General features: G+C 49.5%; 15 protein-coding genes. 9 read left to right on the forward strand and 6 right to left on the reverse strand.

Going from position 1 to position 14,220, the window contains the following annotated elements:
• Positions 1-218 precede the first annotated feature (218 nt).
• The 5 genes from EJN92_RS06490 to EJN92_RS06510 all read left to right on the forward strand — a co-directional run bounded on the left by EJN92_RS06490 (position 219) and on the right by EJN92_RS06510 (position 4,206).
• A complete protein-coding gene (locus EJN92_RS06490) occupies positions 219-1,628 on the forward strand; it encodes an STAS domain-containing protein (protein WP_126127057.1) in 1,410 nt (469 codons plus the stop codon).
• Between the two features lie 137 nt (positions 1,629-1,765).
• On the forward strand, positions 1,766-2,302 hold the full coding sequence (hslV, locus tag EJN92_RS06495; RefSeq protein WP_126127058.1) for an ATP-dependent protease subunit HslV: 537 nt from the start codon (positions 1,766-1,768) through the stop codon (positions 2,300-2,302).
• 54 nt (positions 2,303-2,356) lie between these two features.
• Entirely contained in the window at positions 2,357-3,715 is a 1,359-nt protein-coding gene (hslU, locus tag EJN92_RS06500) for an ATP-dependent protease ATPase subunit HslU (RefSeq protein ID WP_126127059.1), read from the forward strand.
• Between the two features lie 27 nt (positions 3,716-3,742).
• On the forward strand, positions 3,743-3,937 hold the full coding sequence (locus EJN92_RS06505) for a hypothetical protein (RefSeq protein WP_126127060.1): 195 nt from the start codon (positions 3,743-3,745) through the stop codon (positions 3,935-3,937).
• A 38-nt stretch (positions 3,938-3,975) separates the two neighbouring features.
• Positions 3,976-4,206 carry a hypothetical protein gene (locus EJN92_RS06510; protein WP_126127061.1) on the forward strand — a complete coding sequence of 77 codons (231 nt, stop codon included), beginning with the start codon at positions 3,976-3,978 and terminating at the stop codon, positions 4,204-4,206.
• Between the two features lie 39 nt (positions 4,207-4,245).
• On the opposite strand, the gene EJN92_RS06515 is transcribed toward EJN92_RS06510, so the two are convergent.
• The 5 genes from EJN92_RS06515 to EJN92_RS06535 all read right to left on the reverse strand — a co-directional run bounded on the left by EJN92_RS06515 (position 4,246) and on the right by EJN92_RS06535 (position 7,303).
• The gene (locus EJN92_RS06515) at positions 4,246-5,232 is read right to left on the reverse strand and encodes an NAD(P)H-dependent glycerol-3-phosphate dehydrogenase (RefSeq protein WP_126127062.1); all 987 of its coding nucleotides are present in this window, start codon (positions 5,230-5,232) and stop codon (positions 4,246-4,248) included.
• 182 nt (positions 5,233-5,414) lie between these two features.
• Positions 5,415-5,858, reverse strand: coding sequence for an SH3 domain-containing protein (locus EJN92_RS06520; protein ID WP_227869819.1), 444 nt, complete (start codon positions 5,856-5,858; stop codon positions 5,415-5,417).
• A 91-nt stretch (positions 5,859-5,949) separates the two neighbouring features.
• Positions 5,950-6,444, reverse strand: coding sequence for a protein-export chaperone SecB (gene secB, locus EJN92_RS06525; protein ID WP_126127064.1), 495 nt, complete (start codon positions 6,442-6,444; stop codon positions 5,950-5,952).
• A gap of 180 nt (positions 6,445-6,624) precedes the next feature.
• Positions 6,625-6,888: a glutaredoxin 3 gene (gene grxC, locus EJN92_RS06530; protein WP_126127065.1), complete on the reverse strand. Its 264-nt coding sequence runs from the start codon at positions 6,886-6,888 to the stop codon at positions 6,625-6,627.
• A gap of 13 nt (positions 6,889-6,901) precedes the next feature.
• Complete coding sequence (locus EJN92_RS06535) at positions 6,902-7,303, reverse strand: rhodanese-like domain-containing protein (RefSeq protein WP_126127066.1); 402 nt, start codon at positions 7,301-7,303, stop codon at positions 6,902-6,904.
• A 149-nt stretch (positions 7,304-7,452) separates the two neighbouring features.
• Here EJN92_RS06535 and gpmA point away from each other — a divergent pair, with 149 nt between their 5' ends.
• The 4 genes from gpmA to EJN92_RS06555 all read left to right on the forward strand — a co-directional run bounded on the left by gpmA (position 7,453) and on the right by EJN92_RS06555 (position 12,008).
• Entirely contained in the window at positions 7,453-8,199 is a 747-nt protein-coding gene (gene gpmA, locus EJN92_RS06540; protein ID WP_126127067.1) for a 2,3-diphosphoglycerate-dependent phosphoglycerate mutase, read from the forward strand.
• A gap of 5 nt (positions 8,200-8,204) precedes the next feature.
• On the forward strand, positions 8,205-9,605 hold the full coding sequence (locus EJN92_RS06545) for a murein hydrolase activator EnvC family protein (protein ID WP_407701537.1): 1,401 nt from the start codon (positions 8,205-8,207) through the stop codon (positions 9,603-9,605).
• Positions 9,606-9,693: 88 nt separating this feature from the next.
• On the forward strand, positions 9,694-11,196 hold the full coding sequence (locus EJN92_RS06550) for a S41 family peptidase (protein ID WP_126127068.1): 1,503 nt from the start codon (positions 9,694-9,696) through the stop codon (positions 11,194-11,196).
• Between the two features lie 53 nt (positions 11,197-11,249).
• Positions 11,250-12,008: a HesA/MoeB/ThiF family protein gene (locus EJN92_RS06555; RefSeq protein WP_126127069.1), complete on the forward strand. Its 759-nt coding sequence runs from the start codon at positions 11,250-11,252 to the stop codon at positions 12,006-12,008.
• Positions 12,009-12,103: 95 nt separating this feature from the next.
• Here EJN92_RS06555 and EJN92_RS06560 read toward each other — a convergent pair whose 3' ends face one another.
• Positions 12,104-14,206, reverse strand: coding sequence for a bifunctional diguanylate cyclase/phosphodiesterase (locus EJN92_RS06560; RefSeq protein WP_126127070.1), 2,103 nt, complete (start codon positions 14,204-14,206; stop codon positions 12,104-12,106).
• Between the last annotated feature and the right edge of the window lie 14 nt (positions 14,207-14,220).

Genomic DNA, 14,220 nt, shown 5'->3' on the forward strand with positions numbered 1-14,220 from the left:
AATATGCACTTTAAACGAATTCTAGCACTCGCCAAATACCCCTACTTTAAAAATAGTTTTAACTAAGCAATAATAGTAAGCTGTTCAAGCAAAACTAACAAAAAACACCCGAATCAGACTATACTTTCGAAAGAAACATTTAGCAGTCATTTACTTTTTACGACTCGCTAGGCTATACAATAATCAAACCGTATTTTCCATCTACATTCAAGGTCAACGTGGGGATTTTTTCGCTTTTCGGCAAGAAGAATAATGATCTGGAGAAAAAGTCTCCGGAGAAAGCTTCTGCCCAAAAAACAAGATCCAAGAGTCTCAATAACGCCACTCCTAATGCACAGGATGACGAAGCACTGTCACAATCTGTGATGGCGCAAAGACACATTGCCAGGGCTACTGAGCGCAAGATAGACGCGATAGAATTTGAAATGTCGCGCGATATGGGTAAGCCAAGAAACATTCCAAGTCAAACGTCTTTTGTCGATACACCAACACTCAGTCCAGTCGCGGCTCCAAATAGTTTACAGTTAGATCAAGATTCGGCAAGCATAGAATTTGCGAGCACGGTGCCAGCCACCGATTTTCTGCTTGGACAAAGTCCAGATATTGCAGCCTCGACACTGACTCAATCTGAATCGGTACCGGTACTTGAAGAAGCCGCTATTTTGTTTGCCAGCGGGCAAAAAGAAGTGGCCGAGATGATGTTGCAATCAGCCATAGAAGAAGATAACTTAGGTAATGCCATGCAAACAGCATGGTATATGTTGTTTGATTTGCACCAAATTAGTAATAATCAGGCCGCTTATGAACAGCTGTCTTTGGACTACGCCAGTAAATTTGAGACATCTCCACCAATTTGGGATAGCGCAGCCTCAAAGGCGCGTGAGTTACTCAATACACAAACCGTAGAAGTTACTCCAAATCTAACATTTCCGGCAACTCTTGATGCTGAGATAATCAAATTGCTGGAAAGACTGCAAAGTCTGAGCAAACAGAGTCAAAGCTTAAAACTCGACTTTATGCGGGTTAAACAAGTCGATCCTATCGGCTGCGGCTTATTACTACGCAGTTTAAAAAACCTGAAAAAAACTAAGCATGAGTTAATTTTGGTGGGAGCTCAAGACCTCACCGAAAAAATTCGTGCCATTCTTGAAGTTGGCAGACGCGATGAGACCGAAGCGCCTTGGCTTTTATTGCTAGAAGTTTTACAACTATTGCATTTCGAAAAAGCTTTTGAAGAAGCCAGTATCGATTATTGCATCACTTTTGAAGTCTCGCCCCCTTCATTCGAGGCACCACAAAACCGTGTCATCACAGCCACTTCAGATATCCAGTTAGTCGAAGAGGTAAGTAATCGCTTCATGATGCCCGCCATCATCGAAGGCAGGACCGATGCCTTAATCAATCAAATTGCTGATCATGCAAAAACACACAGCGCAGTTTTGCTTGATTGCTCGCTTCTAGAGCGCGTTGAATTTGGCGCCTCTGCACAATTACTCAGTGGCTTAGTGCCGATTGCGGCGAAAAAAGGTATCACCATACAATTTCACGAAGTAAATTACTTAGTGACCTGCCTATTCAATGCAATGGGCCTGAAAAACGTCGCAGCAATTTTCCCACGCAAGCACTAGATCCCTGTAATCTAAAGCCTTGCAATTTGGGATGCACATCCCCACCTCTACAATAGCAACAACTCCTTAGTCAGACTAAGCGCTGGTCTGCGTGTGTTTTTTCGCTGGTCTAAGGAAATTTTCATATTGAGGAATTCATGGAACAATTTCATGGCACTACCATACTGACAGTAAGACGTGGCAATCTCGTGGCGCTGGGCGGAGATGGCCAAGTCACCTTGGGCAACATCGTCATGAAGGGCACTGCGCGGAAAGTGCGCAAGCTGTATCACAACAAGGTCTTGGCAGGTTTCGCCGGCGGCACCGCCGACGCCTTCACCTTGATAGAACGGTTTGAAGCCAAACTAGAAAAGCATCAAGGCAATCTGATGCGGGCCTCGGTAGAACTGGCTAAAGACTGGCGCACAGATCGCATGTTACGTCGATTAGAAGCGATGTTACTGGTGGCTGACCGCGACACCACCCTGATTATTACCGGTAATGGCGACGTCTTAGAGCCCAATGACGGCATAGGTGCGATAGGCTCAGGCGGCACATTCGCGCAGTCAGCCGCGATTGCCCTGTATGAAAATACCGACTTACCCGCCATCGATATCGTCAAAAAATCGCTGACCATCGCAGGTCAACTCTGTATCTACACCAACTTATCACACACTATAGAAACGCTGGAATAAGCGCACGCGCTTAGCCTTGCCGCAAGCCACACGACCCCATAGAGATACGACAAGATGAATATGACACCCCAAGAAATCGTTTCCGAACTCGATAAGCATGTAGTCGGTCAAGATAGAGCCAAACGTGCGGTCGCCATCGCGCTACGCAATCGCTGGCGGCGCCAGCAAGTGGCCGAGCCATTGCGCCAAGAAATAACGCCAAAAAACATCTTGATGATAGGCCCAACCGGGGTCGGTAAGACTGAGATCGCACGGCGCCTGGCAAAATTGGCCGACGCGCCTTTCATCAAAATAGAGGCCACCAAATTTACCGAAGTCGGCTACGTCGGGCGCGATGTAGACACCATCATCCGTGATTTGGTCGATATTGGTATCAAGCAAACCCGCGAAGCAGCGACACGTAAAGTGCGCGGCCGCGCCGAAGATGCAGCGGAGGATAGAATCCTAGACATCTTACTGCCGAGCGCGCGCGATCTTACATCGAACACCAGCAGCGACACGCCTAGCAGTGCCGCCAGCGAGAGCGAACTCTCCGGTAATACCACGCGCCAGACTTTCCGCAAACGTCTGCGCGAAGGCCTGCTCGATGATAAGGAAATTGAAATCGACGTTGCCGAAGCCGGTCCGCAAATGGAAATCATGGCACCGCCAGGCATGGAAGAGATGACTGAGCAAATTAAGTCTATGTTTTCCGGCATAGGCAATGGTCGCAAAAAAGCCCGAAAACTAAAAATCAAGGAAGCGCTTAAGCTGCTGATAGAAGAGGAAGCTGCCAAACTAGTCAATGAAGACGAACTCAAGCAAGAAGCGATCAGCAACGTAGAGCAAAACGGTATCGTGTTTTTGGACGAGATAGACAAGATTGCCTCACGTTCCGACAGCGGTGGTGCTGAAGTCTCACGTGCTGGCGTACAGCGAGATTTACTGCCTCTGGTTGAGGGCACTACGGTCAACACCAAATACGGCATGATCAAGACCGATCACATACTATTCATCGCCTCCGGCGCCTTTCACCTGGCCAAACCATCTGATCTGATCCCTGAGCTACAGGGGCGCTTCCCGATACGGGTAGAACTAGATTCGCTCTCGATCGCCGACTTTGAACGCATCTTGACCGGTACTGACGCTTGTTTAACCAAGCAATACCAAGCACTGTTGGCAACCGAAGATGTGACGATAGATTTTACCGATGAAGGGGTGCAACGCCTGGCGGGAATCGCTTATTCAGTAAATGAAACCACAGAGAATATCGGTGCGCGTCGGCTGTACACCGTGATGGAAAAACTCTTGGAAGAAATTTCCTTCGATGCCCATCAAAACACTGGAAAAACCATAGTGATCGATGCCAGCTACGTCGATCAAAGATTACAGGCTTTGTCGGTAGACGAAGATTTATCGCGCTATGTGCTGTAATCAAACCAACAAGGGCGGAAACTCAGTATGGCAAAAAAGACTTTAAGCACGCGCCAAAAACTGGTTTTCCGTCTAACGCCGTCTCTTAGCAAGCCTAGGAATCTGGTGGCGATCACGGCGCAAAAGAGCGGCGCCGGTAGTCATCAGAAAAGCGTTTCATCGCTACGACAGGCGGGCAAACGTGCGCTCAAAAAAACCCCAATAGAGGTCGAACCAGATTAAACTCTAGCCATACATCTGGTTAACTCAAAGGGGCTACCGTGCCTGGTAACAGAAGCCGCAAGCGTCAATATCTAGAAAAATATCAGCATAAGACACGCCAACTATCCAGACGCGCTGATCAGATTACCCGCATGCTGGTGGATATAGGCGTGCACTATGCTAGCACTTTAGGTGCCAGTAAGGCAGCCCTGTTTTTACGTGTAAAAAATGTCTCTGAGAGCGTGATTGCACGGGTCTTACATAGAGCGCAAAAACGCCGCAAACCTTAGCGCTTATGCTCAGGCATCTTGGCGCCCGGCCTTGATCATCTAATGAATTTCCTGCCGCGCATCGCGTGCCAATAGGCGCTCTATCATTTGCGGTGCTGCCACACCATCAAACAAGACCCCGGCCACCGCTTCGGTAATCGGCATCTCCACTCCCAACTTCTGTGCCAGAGTCTTCACCGCTTGCGCGCAGCGCACTCCTTCCGCCACATGGCCAAGTTCTTCCACTATGGTTGCCAGAGATTTACCTTGCGCCAAACCCAATCCCACTTTTCGATTCCGCGACAGATCACCGGTACAGGTCAAAATCAAATCACCAACCCCGGTCAAACCCATTAAGGTTTCATTGCGCCCACCTAAGACCGAACTTAGTCGACTGATTTCTGCCAAACCACGCGTCATCAACGCGGCGCGCGCATTCAAACCCAGGCCAAGACCATCAGCTACACCGGTGGCGATCGCCAGGATATTTTTAACCGCACCACCTACTTCCACGCCAACCACATCATTGCTCGAATACACCCGCATCGCATTACCGTGCAGCGCCGTCACCACTTGCTGGCACAAGGCTGGCGAGGTCGAGGCGATGGTCAGCGCGCAGGGCAAACCGCGCGCCACTTCCTGCGCGAAAGAAGGCCCGGACAGTGCGCCCGCCATGATCTGGTCACCCAGCACCTGGCGTACCACCTGATGTGGCAACAATTGACTGCCCTCTTCGAAACCCTTACACAACCACACCACTTGCTTGAGTTGATAGGGCAGACATTGCTGCAAAATAGGACGCAAACCTGACACCGAAGACGCAATAATCACTAAGTCAGCGCCCTTGAGTGCAGCATCAAAATCAGCAGTTGCCTGTATCGTCGGTGGCAATACAAAGCCCGGCAAATAACTTAGATTATTCCGCGTGCTTTGCATCTCCTGCATCATCTGCCGATTGCGACCCCACAAGATCAGCTGATTTTTGCTCGCCAGTGCCAGCGCCAGCGCGGTGCCCCAGGCACCTGCGCCAAGTATAGAAATTTTCATATCAAGACCAGAGTTGATGGTTAGCCTGAGTTGCCCAGATGGACAGAGAGCATACTCCATCCAGTATATTTAAGAAACCCGCAGCAATATTGCGCGAATAAGCTGATGCGTGCATGTTTTTGGCGGAGTATATAAAAAAGGACAGAAGACTGTCCTTTTTTTCAGTATTTAACACGCACTATTTAATTGCCCCACACTTCGGATGCCTTGATATAGCCGAGCTGCCCATCTTTATGCTTGACCTTGATCCAGGCACCGGCAACCGGTTCTGCCATTTCCAGCAAAACATTTTTGTCTGCGCTAAACACCATTGCGGCAGTCTCATCGGCAGCAGCGCGCACCTTGGCATTGCTGACACGGACGATCACATTGCGTCTCGCGACTAAATCCTTAGACTCTACCCAGCTCAAGTCGCCCGCCATGTCGCGCACCTTACTCCAGGCGCCATAAGTGAGGATTAACTCGACTGGCATACCGCGTGGCGCCACATACACTTTGCCACCTTTGAGAGTGGGCGCATCGTACAAAATGACAGGATTAGCACCGACAGATTTAAACTCTAGCGCCTGCGCTAGTCCGCACAGCAAGCTAGTGCTCAGCGCCAAAAAAGTTAAAAGACCACGCATCATCAGCCATCCGGTTGTGAATAAAGACCGCTACTACCTCAAGGATAGCGCGATCTTCATCATTTACTCGCTAGTTTTAGCCAGCTAATTTTTAGTGCGTGGTTGCAGAACTTGCTTCAACGCCCGCTTCTGCCTGCAATTTTGCCTGTTGCTCAGCGACATTTTGCAAACGCTGCTGGTAGAAGGCTTCAAAATTAATCTCAGTCAAATGTATCGGTGGGAAACCAGCACGTGTAATTGCATCAGCAATATTCGAACGCAGGTAAGGATACAAAATATTAGGGCAGCCAATACCCAGCAAAGGATCCAATTGATCCGCAGGAATATTGCGCGCCTCAAAAATACCAGCTTGCTTACCTTCAACCAGGAAAGCCACTTTATCTTTGATTTTTGCAGTGACGGTGACGGTGACGGTCGATTCAACCACGCCTTCGGCTAACTGCTCTGCGCCCACATCAAGAGAAACCTCGATCGTTGGGGCTTCTTGCTCCAGGAAAATCGCTGGAGAGTTCGGCTGTTCAAGCGACAAATCTTTCAGATAAACGCGTTGAATTTGAAATACGGGCTGCAGATTTTCGTCAGACATGTGAGACTTTCTAAATATTCTAGGAGATTAATAGTGGACAACGATAGCACAGCAGGTAACTAAGATATGGCCGCTTCCGGCCATTTCAAGATCACAGCGCGCTATTTTACAAGTTGCTTACACTAACAGCAATCTAAGGACTCAAGTTGATGCAACTCAAGCTCGGCAACTCAAGCTAAATTACGCAGACGCCAGCAAAGCATCCAACTTACCGGCTCTATCCAAAGCCGATAAATCGTCAAAGCCGCCCACATGGGTATCACCGATGTAAATTTGCGGCACCGTACGGCGCCCGGTTTTTTGCATCATTGCTTCACGCACCTGAGGATCGAGATCAACGCGAATCTTCTCAATTTCATTCACGCCCTTAGACTTCAACAGACGCTCCGCCATCGTGCAATAGGGGCAAACAGCGGTGCTATACATGACAACATGCACACTCATAATCTTCTCCTATTCACTTAACCGTAGGCAAACCTTGCGACTTCCAAGCCGCAACCCCACCTTCAAGGCTAAACACTTGAGTAAATCCTTGTTTGCTCAATAAAGCAGCAGCGCTGGCCGAGCGCACACCACGTTCACAAACAGTAATGACGTTGTTGGTCTTGGATTTTTCCAGTTCTTTCAGGCGTGTGCTTAATTCGTTTAAAGGAATATGTTTAGCATTTTGTAAGTGCCCAGTGGCAAATTCGGCCGCATCGCGCACATCCAGAACCAAGGTTTTACCTTGATTCATCATCTGAGTAGCTTGCAATTGAGACACTTTTGCACCGCGACGTTGCAAGCTAGGCAGCAGTAAAGCAGCGCCAGAAACCAAGGCAATGGCGATCAGCCAGATGTTGTCGATAATGAATTTCACAGGATTCCTGAAGTTAGTATGGTTATAAAGAAGCCTGTCATTATAAAATAGATGGCGCAACTACATTCGACTCACTTATTTTCTGGCTTATTTTTTACTTAGCTCCTCGCTTATTTTCTCATTTATTTTTTTAGAATAGCTGCCCCACCATGTATAAAATCGTTTTAATGCGCCACGGCGAATCCACCTGGAACCTAGATAATCGCTTCACAGGATGGACCGACGTCGATCTGACTGCCAAAGGCGTCGCCGAAGCAGCCCAAGCCGGCAAGCTACTCAAAGAAGCCGGTTTTAGCTTTGATCTGGCCTACACCTCGGTACTCAAGCGTGCCATACGCACACTCTGGGGCACCTTAGACGAAATGGATTTGATGTGGTTGCCTGTGATCAATGACTGGCGTCTGAACGAGCGTCATTACGGCGCCTTGCAGGGTCTGAATAAAGCCGAAACCGCCGCCCAATATGGCGACGAGCAAGTGCTGGTATGGCGCCGCAGTTACGACACACCACCGAATCCATTGGCTGCAGACGATGTCCGCACTTCTTACAATGACCCGCGCTACGCAAGCTTAAAGCGCGAGCAAATTCCGCTGACTGAATGTCTGAAAGACACAGTAGAACGCGTGATCCCAGCCTGGAATGACAGCATAGCGCCCGCCATACTGGCCGGCAAACGCATCATCATCTCAGCGCACGGCAACAGCCTGCGCGCGCTGATTAAAATGCTGGATGGTATCAGCGATGACGATATCGTCAACCTGAACATACCTAATGGCCAGCCGCTAGTTTACGAACTAGATGCCGATTTGAAGCCAATCAAGCACTATTACTTAGGCGACCAGGCAGCGATCGCAGCCGCCTTGCACGCGGTAGCGAGCCAGGGAAAATCCAAATAATTACCTTGAAGCTTAGCTTGCAACAATTGAGGCGCGCTCCGTTTGCAGCGCGCCTGCTGTCGTCTCTGCTACTGGCAGCGACGTTCTCCTATGCGCAAGCGGCGAGCACGCCACGCACTGCCCAGAAAAAACAACTGGAGTCTGAACGGGCCGAATTACAGCAAAAACTGAAAGCTTTAAAAACCGATATCAATAAAACCGAAACGGCCAAAGACAAGGCCAGCGACGCTCTGGAAGACTCGGAGCAAGCCATCTCGGAGGCGAATCGATCTTTACGTGATCTGCAATCAGAACAAACACTAACCACAGAAAAACTGCAGCAACTCAAGCAGCAGCAGGCGCAACTGAGCCTCAAGGTAGATAAACAAAAGACCCAATTATCCGAATTTTTACGTCGCCAATACATGCGTGGCGACAGTGACCGCATCAAACTCTTGCTCTCGGGCGACAACCCGAATCGCATCAATCGCGACTTGCAATACATGGGCTACGTCTCGCAGACCCAAGCCAAGCTGATCGCCAGTCTCAAAGTGAGCTTACTCGATATAGAAAAAAATACCCAGCAAGCGCAAGAGGCTAAAGATGATCTCGATGAGATCGCCAAAGAAGAGCGCGAAAATAAGGTCTTGCTGGAGAACGAAAAAAAACGCCGCGCGCATCTCTTAGCGCAACTGGCCGACAAGCTACATGTGCAAAAAAAAGAAGCCGATAATCTGCAGAAAAATGAACAAAGATTGAGCAGTCTGGTCTCACGCCTGAATCAAATCATGGAAGAGCAGGCCAAGGCGGAGCTAGCCAGGGCAGCGCAGGCGGAAAAACTGCGTCAGGAAAAACAAGCCGCGGAGAAAATCCGCAAAGAAAGAGAAAAACTAGCGGCACAACAAGCCAAACCGGGTAGTAAAGCCGGTAAGATTACCTATCCTAATCCTATCGATGCGGACGAGGCGCCTGCCAAAGTGGCGGCCAGAATTGAAGCGACACCGATTGCCAGCAGTAACGATGGCACTGAATTTAAGAACCTCAAAGGCAGTTTGCGTTTGCCCGTCAAAGGCGAGTTGATCGCAAAATTTGGCAGCAAACGCGGTGACGGTCCGAGCTGGAAAGGACTCTTCATCAAGGCTGTGGAAGGGGCGGAAGTTAAGGCGATCGCCGCTGGCAAAGTGGTATTTGCGGAATGGTTGCGCGGCTTTGGAAATATGATCATCGTCGATCATGGTGGTCAGTATTTAAGTCTTTACAGCAACAATCAAGCGGTACTCAAGCATGCTGGCGACAACGTCAAGAGTGGCGACGTGATTGCCAGTGCTGGCAATAGCGGTGGGAATGAAGAATCAGGTTTATACTTTGAGCTTAGACATCAAGGTCGGGTGTTTGACCCTTTGACGTGGACAGGTAAATCCCCATAACTGCTAAAAGAAAAAACGAAGTAAATTATTCCTTCACAAGATAGCAATACAGAAAACAGCGGGCACTTCCCGCAACATAAGGTGAGACATGGGTAGCAAATTTAAGAATTTCAGTTTAATCAGTTTGGGGATGGTGGCCGGTGTCGCTGCCACCGTGCAGTTTTCTGCAATGGCGGAAAAAAATACTAGCGGCCCGCTGCCTATCGAAGAACTCCGACAATTGGCCGATGTGTTCGGCTTGATCAAATCAGATTACGTTGAAGCTGTCGAAGACAATAAACTGCTGACTGAAGCGATTACTGGCATGGTCGCCTCGCTCGATCCGCACTCCGCTTATCTGGATAAAAAAGCCTTTAAAGAATTACGCGAAGGCACCCAAGGTAAATTTGTCGGTCTCGGTATAGAAGTGGGCATGGAAGACGGCTATGTGAAAATCATTTCGCCTATAGAAGATTCCCCCGCCTATCGCGCTGGTCTAAAACCTGGCGATTTGATCACCCGTCTCGATTCCGTGCCTATCAAAGGACTATCGCTGGACGAAGCAGTGAAAAAAATGCGCGGCGATCCTGGCAGCAAGATCACCCTGACCATCGCCCGTAAAAACGAAGACAAACCTATCGTCGTCACCATCACCCGCGAGCTGATCAAACAGCAAAGCGTCAAGGGCAAGATGATAGAACCTGGTTATGCCTGGTTGCGGATTTCTCAGTTCCAGGAACCTACCGTAGAAGACATGGCGAAAAAGATACAGGCGCTGTATGCCCAGGATCCCGCCATCAAGGGCTTGGTACTTGATTTACGCAATGATCCGGGCGGCGTTTTACCCGGTGCGATCGGAGTCTCGGCCGCCTTCTTGCCTAAGGATGTGGCGATCGTTTCTACTAATGGCCAGCTGGCCGATTCGAAAGCCACGTTTTATGCCAAACGTGAGTTCTACGGCACCCGTGCGATCGGTGATCCGCTGGCTAAATTGCCAGAGGCAATCAAAAACGTGCCTATGGTGGTGTTGATCAATACCGGATCGGCCTCAGCCTCGGAAATCGTGGCAGGCGCTTTGCAAGACTACAAACGTGCCACCATCCTGGGCACCCAGAGTTTCGGTAAAGGCTCGGTGCAAACCATACGCCAGATTTCTGCCGATACCGCAGTCAAGTTGACCACGGCGCGCTACTACACACCGAACGGCCGCTCTATCCAGGCCAAGGGCATCATCCCTGACCTGAACGTAGAAGAAACCGCGGATGGCGACGGCTTCAATGGCTTGCGTACCCGTGAATCCGATTTGCAAAAACACTTGAGCAATGACAAGGAAGCGGAGCAGGCCAAACTGAAAGTCGATGAACTGGAAGAAGAGCAAAGGCTGTTTGCACTAGCGAAAAAAAGCAAGCCATTGGAGTATGGCAGTAAGGATGATTTCCAGTTGGCGCAGGCACTCAATCACTTGAAAGGCTTGCCAGTCAAGACCACCAAAGTGGAAGAGAGCAAAGAGAGTGCCGCGTCTGACGGCAAGTCTGAGCCCAAAGCCGAAGCGAAATCTGAATCCAAAACTGAACCCAAATCTGATACTAAGTTAGACGAAAAGAAAAAATAATCGATCAACAAAAAAGCCGCAGATCATGCGGCTTTTTTCTGTAGAAAACTGCGATGAACGACCAACAATTGCTGCGCTATTCCCGCCATATTCTGCTCGATCAAATCGGCATAGAGGGTCAAGAGAAAATCAATTTTGCGCACGCGCTGGTGATAGGCGCCGGTGGCTTAGGTTCACCGGCCGCATTTTATCTGGCCAGTGCCGGGGTCGGCAAGATCACCCTGGTGGACGATGATGCAGTCGATCTGACCAATTTACAGCGTCAGATTTTGCACACCACCGAACGCGTGGGTCAGCCTAAAGTCAGCTCAGCGAAACAAACCCTGCAGCAAATTAATCCCGAGATACAAGTAATCGCCCTGCAAGAACGCGTGGATGCGGAACGTCTGACCGAACTGCTGCAAGATGTCACTATCGTACTCGATTGCTGCGACAACTTCACTACCCGACATGCCATCAATGCGGCCTGCGTCAATCAGGCTGTGCCTCTGATCTCAGGTGCGGCGATCTCTTTCGATGGCCAGATCAGTGTGTTTGATGCGCGCGATGCCAATTCGCCCTGCTACGCCTGCCTGTTTCCACCTACCGACAAATTTGAAGAGACCATGTGTTCTAGTATGGGCGTGTTCGCGCCACTGGTGGGCATCATAGGCAGCATGCAGGCAGCCGAGGCACTCAAAGTGATCATGGGAATAGGCCAGTCATTGAGCGGTCGCCTGTTACTGCTAGACGCCCAGCACATGGAATGGACCACGATAAAGGTGGCGCGCAATCCAGCCTGCCCGGTCTGCGGTCAGAAGCATGCTGCTTGAAATCTGAATAGAATTTAAAAGCTCTTGCGCAGTATCCATGCGCCTTGCGGCATGAAAAGCGGCTGCAAGGCGCATGGATACTGCGCATCACAAAATCAGGCGAGGCTGATACTGTGATCGGTCGATCGCAAGCCCAGATTTTTTTCGGCGAAGATTTCAAAACGCCCGACTGGCAAAGGCTGACTAAACAAAAATCCCTGTCCATAAGTGCAGCCTAATTCGCGCAAGAAGTGCGCTTGCTCTAGGGTTTCTATGCCTTCGGCCACCACCCGCATTTGCATATGATTCGAGAGTGACACGATCACTTGCGCGATCGCTGCATCGTCTTTATCGTGCGGCAAATCAGAGACAAAACTGCGGTCAATTTTGAGTTTATTGATAGGGAAGCGTTTCAAATAGGCCAGCGAAGAATAGCCGGTGCCAAAATCATCTAAGGACAGTTGAAAACCACGCCCCGACAAGTCGTTCAAGATCGCCATGGTTTCGTTGGTCTGCGACATCAGCATGGTTTCCGTCACTTCCAACTCCAGAACGTTCGGAGGACAGCCGGTTTCCTTAACGATGCGCTCTACATTATCGGCAAAACCAGGATCACGGAATTGTCTGGCCGAGACATTGACCGCAATAAATAACTCACCAAAGCGCGGCTGCCACAGTTTGGCCTGACGACAAGCTTGCTGCAATACCCACTCACCGATACTCACAATGAGCTTACTTTCTTCAGCGATAGGAATAAATTCGACAGGCGAGACAAAGCCCAAAATCGGATGCTCCCAGCGCAGCAAAGCCTCCATACCCGCAATTTTATCGGTGGCCAGATGCATGATGGGCTGATAATAAACTTCCAACTCGCCATTTTCTATGGCATGCCGTAAGCCCGACTCTATGGTAAAGCGCTGCGCGGTGCGCTGAGACATTTCCGGAGTCCAAACCTGTACATTGTTTTTACCCATGGCCTTGGCAGCATACATTGCGGCATCGGCACAACTGAGTAACTCATCAAACCGGTCAGCATGTTCCGGCATCAGGGCCACCCCGATTGAGGCACTGACTAAAAATTCGTGATCTTCACAATTGAAGGGCAGGCTTAACACCGCCAACATCTTATTTGCCAAACGCAGCGCTACCTCCAGATATTGCGGGTCATCTAACAACACCGAAAACTCATCGCCACCCAGACGCACCACCAGATCACGCACCCGTAAAGCGGATTGCAAACGTTCTGCCACCGCCACCAAAAGTAGATCGCCTACCCTATGCCCAAAGGTATCGTTGACGTATTTGAAGTTATCCAGATCAATGAAGAGTAGCGCAAAATTAAGGCCACTCTCCACTTGCTGCCTATCCAACTCCATGGTGTGACGATTAAAAAAATGTCGGTTGGGCAGGCCAGTCACGCTATCGTAGTGGGCGATATGATCGAGTTGAATTTCAGCCCGTTTGCGCTCTACCAATTCCTTGCCTAGTGCAGTATCGCGGCGCTGGATTTGCTCCAACATGAAATTGAATTTCTCGACTAGTGCACCGATTTCATCATCGCTCTTGATACTGGCGCGTTGCGTATAGTCATCATTACTAGAGACATCGTGCATAGTGAGGACTAGCTCATTAATCGGATTCAAAATACCGCGCAAAGAACGCCGCAAGAGTCCCCATGCCAGTAACACAGCCCCGAAGGCGCCGAAAAACACCATCGCGACCAGATTAATCAGACGGCGATTGCTGGCAGCGAGATCCACATACAGATATAAAGTGCCGACCGGATTTCCCTCCGCCAATACCGGTGTCACGACTTCCAGATACTTACTATAAAACTGGGCTTGCATGCTGCTCACTGGACGCACTTGTCCAACTGTGGGCCCCTTCCAATCGGCATCCGGATTGACTTTGCGACGGTAACTAGCAAACAATTTTTGATTGTTCAGATAGAGATCGGCACCGCTGACATTTTGGTCTTGCGCCAAAGCCTTGATCACTTCATTGGCCGCTTTTTCATCCATAAATAAAAATGCAGGAGCGCTATTTTGCGAAATAACTTGTGCCGTGATTTCTGTATTGCTCCGCAGATCAGCTCGTAAAGTAATGAAAAAATAGCTCACTATCAGCACGCAGCCAAACGCCGACGCCAAGCTAAAAGCCGTCAGATTGACCATAGTCAGTTTTTTTTCAAGAGTATGCTTGATCAAACCGGACTCCATGCCCCCACCTTTCT

The sequence above is a fragment of the Undibacterium parvum genome (assembly GCF_003955735.1).
In the GTDB taxonomy this organism is placed as follows: Bacteria; Pseudomonadota; Gammaproteobacteria; order Burkholderiales; family Burkholderiaceae_D; genus Undibacterium; species Undibacterium parvum.